The organism is Stenotrophomonas sp. YIM B06876, from assembly GCF_030711595.1.
Taxonomy (GTDB): Bacteria; Pseudomonadota; Gammaproteobacteria; order Xanthomonadales; family Xanthomonadaceae; genus Stenotrophomonas.
Map to the genome: position 1 here is coordinate 1 of NZ_JAUJUJ010000061.1, position 6,061 is coordinate 6,061.

The following is a 6,061-nucleotide window of genomic DNA, read 5'->3' on the forward strand; positions in this document are numbered from 1 at the left end:
CACCGGCTACTGCGTCACGGTCTACCAGGCACACGGCGGCCCCCGCTTGCACATAGCGAGCGGCGATCGCCACCCCAATGCCGCCGCACGCACCCGTGATCAGCACAGTCCGACCGGTATGGGCCGGTGTGCTGTGGTTTACGTCCATCATGGTCAGAACTTGATGTTTGCCTGCTTGACGAGGGCGGGCCAGCGCTCGCGCTCCTGCTCGATCAGAGTCTTGAGTTCAGCCCCGCCGGTCAGCTCCGGCGTGGCGCCCAGCTTGCGGATCGACTCCTTGAACGCCTCGTTCGACGACAGGCCGGCGATCGCCTTGTCAATCTTCTCGCGCGCGCCCTTGTCCAGGCCAGCGGGAGCCACCAGCGCGAACCAGGCATCGACCACGAAGTCCTTCAGCCCCATTTCCTGAAGCGTGGGCACATCGGCCAGCACCGGCACCCGGGCTGCACTGGTCACCGCAATGGCCCGGACCTTGCCACTTTGAATGAAGGGCAGCACGGACGGCAGGTTGTCGAACAGCATGTCGACCTCACCACTAAGCACGGCGGTGATGGCCGGTCCGGCACCCTGGTAGGGCACATGGGATAGATTCAGGCCGGTGCGCGCCTTGAACAGCTCACCGGTCAGATGCGGCCCATTGCCCGTCCCTGTGGAGGCAAAGAAGCTCCCCTCTTTCTCTTTTTGCTTGAGGTAGGCGATCAGCTCGGCATAGTTCTTCGCAGGCGTTTTACTGTTGACTACCAGCACATTGGGCATGGTCGCCAGCAGGCTCAAGGCGGTGAAGTCCTTGCGTGAGTCGTAAGAAATCTTGGCGTACGAGGCGTAGTTGAGCGCCAGGTTGCCTGCGGTCCCCAGACCCAGCGTGTAGCCATCCGGCTGCGCCTTGGTGACCGCGTCGGCGCCAATGCCGCCACCCGCGCCGGGCTTGTTCTCTATGACGAAGGGCTGCTTCAATCTGTCCTGCAACTGCACGCCCACGAGCCGTGCCAGCAAATCAGTCGTTCCACCGGGCGGGTAGCCCACGATGATCTTCACCGGTTTGGTCGGGTAGTCTGCCGCTTGGGCCGCAGACAGCGGCAACGCACAGGTGAGCACGGCCAGCCCGGCGATCATAAAGTTTCGCTTGATCATGATGCTTGTCTCCTTCTAGGGTTTCGTTTTTTCACTGTTGCTTGAATACCGTCCACAGCTTGCCGACGCCGTCATCGGACGGACCTTCGCCCACCTCGACAATCATTCGCTGCAGCGTTGCGTTGAAACGAAACGGTGGTTTGAACGCCTCGCTGATCGGCACACCGGCCAGGCCGCAGGTCAGGCCAGCGGTAGTGCTGTAGGTCCACCAGGTCTTGGGCAGGTCGAGCGCCGCCTTCTGCTGACCATCGACGCGCAGCACCATCTGTCCGGCATTGCTGCCCGTGCGCTTGAAGTCCAGCTCCACCACGGCCGAACCCGTGGGCATCGACGTGCTCATGCGGTAGCCCTGCACCTCGGAGTAGAGATACTCGTAGACCAACTCGCCGGCCTGGCAGTACAGGGTAAAGCCGGCAAATCGGCTGCCCCACGAGAAAATGACGCCTTCCGTGCCACGCTCCAGCCCGGACAGCTCCGCGCGGATCGTGTAGTCGCGATCGCTGATTTCCGGGACCATGAAGCGGTCGATGCGCGCCATGTCCGGCTGGAACTCGTAGCGCGACCGTTTGGCCGCCATCAGGAAGTCGCGCGCGCGCTCCGCCTCGCGATCGTCCAGCGGCAGCACGCCGAAGCGCTCCGCCTGCTGCCACCAGATGTCGACCAGCGACTTGAGCTTATCGGGATGCTGCCCGGCCAGGTCTTTCGCCTCGGTGAAGTCTTCGTTGAGCTTGTACAGCTCCCAGCGGTCATCCACCGCGTAGTCGGCGCCCTTGGCATGCTTGACGACCGCCTTCCATCCCTCGTGCCACACGGCGCGATCACCCAGCAACTCGAAGTACTGCGTGGTCTTGACCGTCGGTGCGGACGGGTCGGCGAACGTGTAGCGCATGCTTTGGCCGTGCATGGCCAGTTGGTCGACGCCCCTGTAGACGCGCGGCGCCTCGACGCCGATGCAGTCAAGCACGGTGGGCATGACGTCGGTGACGTGGTGGAACTGCGTGCGCACTTCTCCGCGGCTCGCGATGCCGGCGGGCCAGTGCATGATCAGCGGCGCACGGATGCCACCACCGTGCGTATCCTTTTTGTACCATTTCAGGGGCGTGTTCGAGACCTGCGCCCAGCCCATGGGGTAGTGGCTGAAGGAATACTCGCCGCCGATGGTGTCGATGCGCGGCAGCATGGCCTCGACCGTCTCCTGCTCATGCGTCATGTGCTTGCGCATGTTGATGGCGCCCAAGGCCCCGCCTTCGGGACTTGCGCCGTTGTCCGAGATCAGAACGATCATCGTGTTGTCCAGTTGACCGGTCGAGCGCAGATGGTCGACCAGCCGGCCGATCTCGGCGTCGGTGTGCTCCAGGAAGGCCGCGAAGGTTTCCTGCAGGCGGCAGCCCAGGCGCCTGGCATCCTCGGGCACGTCCTCCCAGGCGACCACGCCCGGGTTGCGCGGTGCCATTTCGGCATTCGCCGGCACCATGCCCAGCTCCTTTTGCCGCGCAAAGCGTTCCTCGCGAATTTGGTCCCAGCCCCGGTCGTAGCGCCCACGGTACTTGCTGATGTAGCTGTCCGGCACCTGATGCGGCCAGTGGCAGGCGCCAAAGGCCAGATAGCTGAAGAACGGCCTGTCGTGCGTGGACGTGACGTGGTCGCGGATCTGTCCTATCGTGCGATCCACCAGATCGGTGGACAGGTGGTAGTCCTTGCGGGGCTCGAAGTGGAAGGGATGGTTATCCTCGTACAGCTCTGGGTTCCATTGGTCTATCAGCGCGCCATGGAAGCCATACCAGCGCGAGAAGCCCCGGCCCAGCGGCCAGTCGTTGTGGGGGCCGGCGGCGCCGTAGTCGGCCAGGTTGGTCAGATGCCACTTGCCACTGGCATAGCACCCATAGGCATGTTCTCCCAGAACCTCGGCCAGCGTCGCCGCCTTGGGAGTGATGCGCCCCTGGTAGGCCGGAAAGCCATTGGCCCATTCGGAAATGATGCCGACACCGACCGAGTGGGCATTGCGCCCGGTCAGCAAACAGGCCCGCGTGGGCGAGCACATGGCCGTGACGTTGAAATTGCTGTAGCGCAGGCCACCGCCGGCCAGTGCGTCGATGTTGGGCGTGTGGATCTCGGACCCGTAGCATCCGAGGTCGGAAAACCCCACGTCATCCAGCACGATGAACACCACGTTCGGCGCATCCAAGGGCGCCTTCGGCTGTACGGGCCAGTGCGGCACCGAGTCCTTGTAGGTCTGACCAATCTTGCCCTCGAACTGCTCGTTCAGGCTTTGCTGCTGAGGCGTTTCCATACGTTATCTCCTGAGTCCTTCGACGTTGCTGTGAGTCTACTGATCCGTACCACCAATGTAGTGGTACAGTTATCTAGAACAGTCGAAGCCCCAAAAAAGCATGAGCAACCACGTTCCGCTGGCCGAACGCATCGCCACCGACATCAAGCGCCAGATCGCGCTGGGCCAGTTGTCGCCCGGTAGCGGCCTTGCGTCGCTTCGCGATCAAGCCCAGGCCTGCGGTGCGGCCAAGAACACCGTGGTCAAGGCCTATGAGATGCTGGTGGCCGAAGGGTTTATCGAACCGCGCCGGGGCTCCGGCTTCTATGTGGCGGGCCGGAATCCTCACTTGCGCGTGATGGATGGATGGGCGCCGGCACTCGATCTGGCGCTGAGCGCTGTTGGCATTGGCCGGCACGAGACGAACGCCGTCCAAGGAGCGCCGTCCTTGGGCGAAGGTCTGCCACCCTCGGCCTGGCTTGAGGGATGCCGACTCGACCGCTATATGCAAAAAATCGGCCGCAGCGGCCTGGGCACGGTATTTCGCTACGGCGACCCCGCGGGCTACCTGCCGCTGCGCAAGAACATCGCCGCCCGTCTGCAGGGCTTCGGCATGGCCGTGGATACCGCGCAGATCGTCCTCACCCAGGGCGCCTATCAGGCTGTTGACCTGGTCATCCGGCATCTGGTCCGCCCTGGCGACCATGTCCTGGTTGACGACCCGGGCTTCTATCCGACTTTCAACAAGCTACGACTGCAAGGGGCGCAGATCCACGGCGTGCCCCGCACACCGGCGGGCCCTGACATCGGCGTGCTCTCTCAACTGCTGCAGCGGCACAAGCCGCACCTGTTCTTTACGCAATCCTGCGGACACAATCCGACGGGCAGCGACATGACGGGCTCGATGGTGCAGGAACTGACCGAACTGGCGCAGCGGTACAGCCTTGTGATGGTGGACGACGATGCGCTGGGCGACTTTGCCCCCTTGCGCGCGCCGCGCATTGGAGGGGGTGACCAGCTTGCACAGTCCATCTATGTCGGCAGCTTCTCCAAGTCGCTGTCGAGCGTGGTGCGGGTCGGCTTCCTGGCATGCAGAGCCGATCTTGCACGTGAACTGACGCAGGTCAAAACCATTGTCAGCCTCAACAGTTCCCTGTACGCCGAGCGCACGGTCGACGCGGTGATCACCGAAGGGCGCTTTCGCAAGCACGCCCTGGCCCTGCGCGCCAAGACACGCAATGCCACGCGTGCCGCACTGTCGCTGTTCGACGAACACGGTGTCGAAGTCTTCGCCCGGCCGGAGCAAAGCTTGTACCTGTGGGCACGCCTGCCTGGTGTGGAGGATTCACTGTCATTCGCCCGCCAAATGTTCACGCGCGGCATTGCGATGGCCCCGGGCGCCATCTTCAGCCCCGACGCGACGTCACGCTCATCCTGGTTTCGCTTCAATGTCGGATTTTTAGGGCCAGAGTCGGCTATCAGTGAGGTCCTCGCCTTGACTCGACCGCGTTGCCTTGACGCGCTCAGGCCAAGGCCATGATTTCATCAACGTAGCGACCGTTGCGCAACAAGGTGACCATGGTCTTCATCGCAGGATCAACGTGGGTGAAGAAAGCTTTGTAGCCGGCACACAGATAATTCAGACCGGGCTCGCCATCCGGGGTCTCAATGAACCGGTTGCGCGGACACTCGCCGTAGCAGGCGAAGAGCATCGGACACTGCTTGCAGTACTTCGGAAGCGTGTCGAACTTCGCATTGCCGAAGCGGCGTTGTTTTTCAGAGGCCACCAGCGTACCCAGCGGTGTGGTCTTGATGTTGCCCAGTCGGTGTTGCGGCTCTACGAAATGGTCGCAGGAATACACATCGCCATTGTGTTCGAGCGCCAGGGAGGCGCCGCAAGTCGGCGCAACAACGCAACTGTTGTGCTGGCCAAGCCAACTTCCCAGCGCCACGTCGAACGTCGTCACGTACACCTTTCCCACGTCGCGCTTCACCCACTCATCGAAAATGGCGATCAGGAAACTGCCGAACTGCTCGGCCGACACCGACCTGGCGGTCACGCGTGTGCCCTCCTGCCGGTACAGCGGTCTATCCTTGCCTTTCAGACCACCCCAGCCTTGGTTGGCGAGCACGATCGTCTGCTCGGTCGCGCGCTCCACGATCGGTATGAGCTGGATGTACTGCGCCTTGAGTTCATCGCGGAAAAACCGATAGACTTCAAGCGGGTGCTCCGCGTTGCCGGCGTGCACCGTACACAGGACATTGGTTTCTACCCCGTGCCGCTGCAGGCAATTCCACCCCTGCAGCACCTGGTCGAACGTGCCCCGCCCTTTCCGGTCGACGCGATAGATGTCGTGCATGGCAGGCGGGCCGTCCACGCTGACTCCGACCAGATAGTTGTTCTGCCGGAAGAAGCGCGCCCATTCGTCGTCCACCAGCGTCGCATTGGTCTGCATGGTGTGCTGGATCTCCTGGTCAGCCCGACGATACTTCTCGGCCAATTCTACCGCCCGTCGGTAAAAGTCGAGCCCGCGCAGCATGGGTTCACCGCCCTGCCACGCGATTTCGACCTGCGGTCCTAGCGAAGACTCCAGCAATTGCCGGATATAGGTCTCCAGCGTCGCCTCATCCATGAAGTAGCTTTCATCGGGGTACAGGTTC

The 6,061-nt window shown here is 62.7% G+C and carries 5 protein-coding genes; 1 reads left to right on the top strand and 4 read right to left on the bottom strand.

The genetic code is table 11. The features are described 5' to 3' along the window. The 3 genes from QZH66_RS14200 to QZH66_RS14210 all read right to left on the bottom strand — a co-directional run. The coding region (locus tag QZH66_RS14200; RefSeq protein ID WP_345783850.1) for an SDR family NAD(P)-dependent oxidoreductase at window positions 1-151 on the bottom strand (151 nt) is incomplete at its 3' end. Between the two features lie 2 nt (window positions 152-153). Beyond that, window positions 154-1,131 carry a tripartite tricarboxylate transporter substrate binding protein gene (locus tag QZH66_RS14205; RefSeq protein WP_305806590.1) on the bottom strand — a complete coding sequence of 326 codons (978 nt, stop codon included), beginning with the start codon at window positions 1,129-1,131 and terminating at the stop codon, window positions 154-156. A gap of 31 nt (window positions 1,132-1,162) precedes the next feature. Continuing rightward, on the bottom strand, window positions 1,163-3,421 hold the full coding sequence (locus tag QZH66_RS14210; RefSeq protein WP_305806591.1) for an arylsulfatase: 2,259 nt from the start codon (window positions 3,419-3,421) through the stop codon (window positions 1,163-1,165). A gap of 100 nt (window positions 3,422-3,521) precedes the next feature. On the opposite strand from QZH66_RS14210, the gene QZH66_RS14215 reads away from it, so the two are divergent. After that, on the top strand, window positions 3,522-4,940 hold the full coding sequence (locus tag QZH66_RS14215; RefSeq protein ID WP_305806592.1) for a PLP-dependent aminotransferase family protein: 1,419 nt from the start codon (window positions 3,522-3,524) through the stop codon (window positions 4,938-4,940). Here QZH66_RS14215 and QZH66_RS14220 read toward each other — a convergent pair. Further along, on the bottom strand, window positions 4,924-6,061 hold a 1,138-nt coding region (locus tag QZH66_RS14220), incomplete at its 5' end, for an anaerobic sulfatase maturase (protein WP_305806593.1). The genes QZH66_RS14215 and QZH66_RS14220 overlap by 17 nt on opposite strands.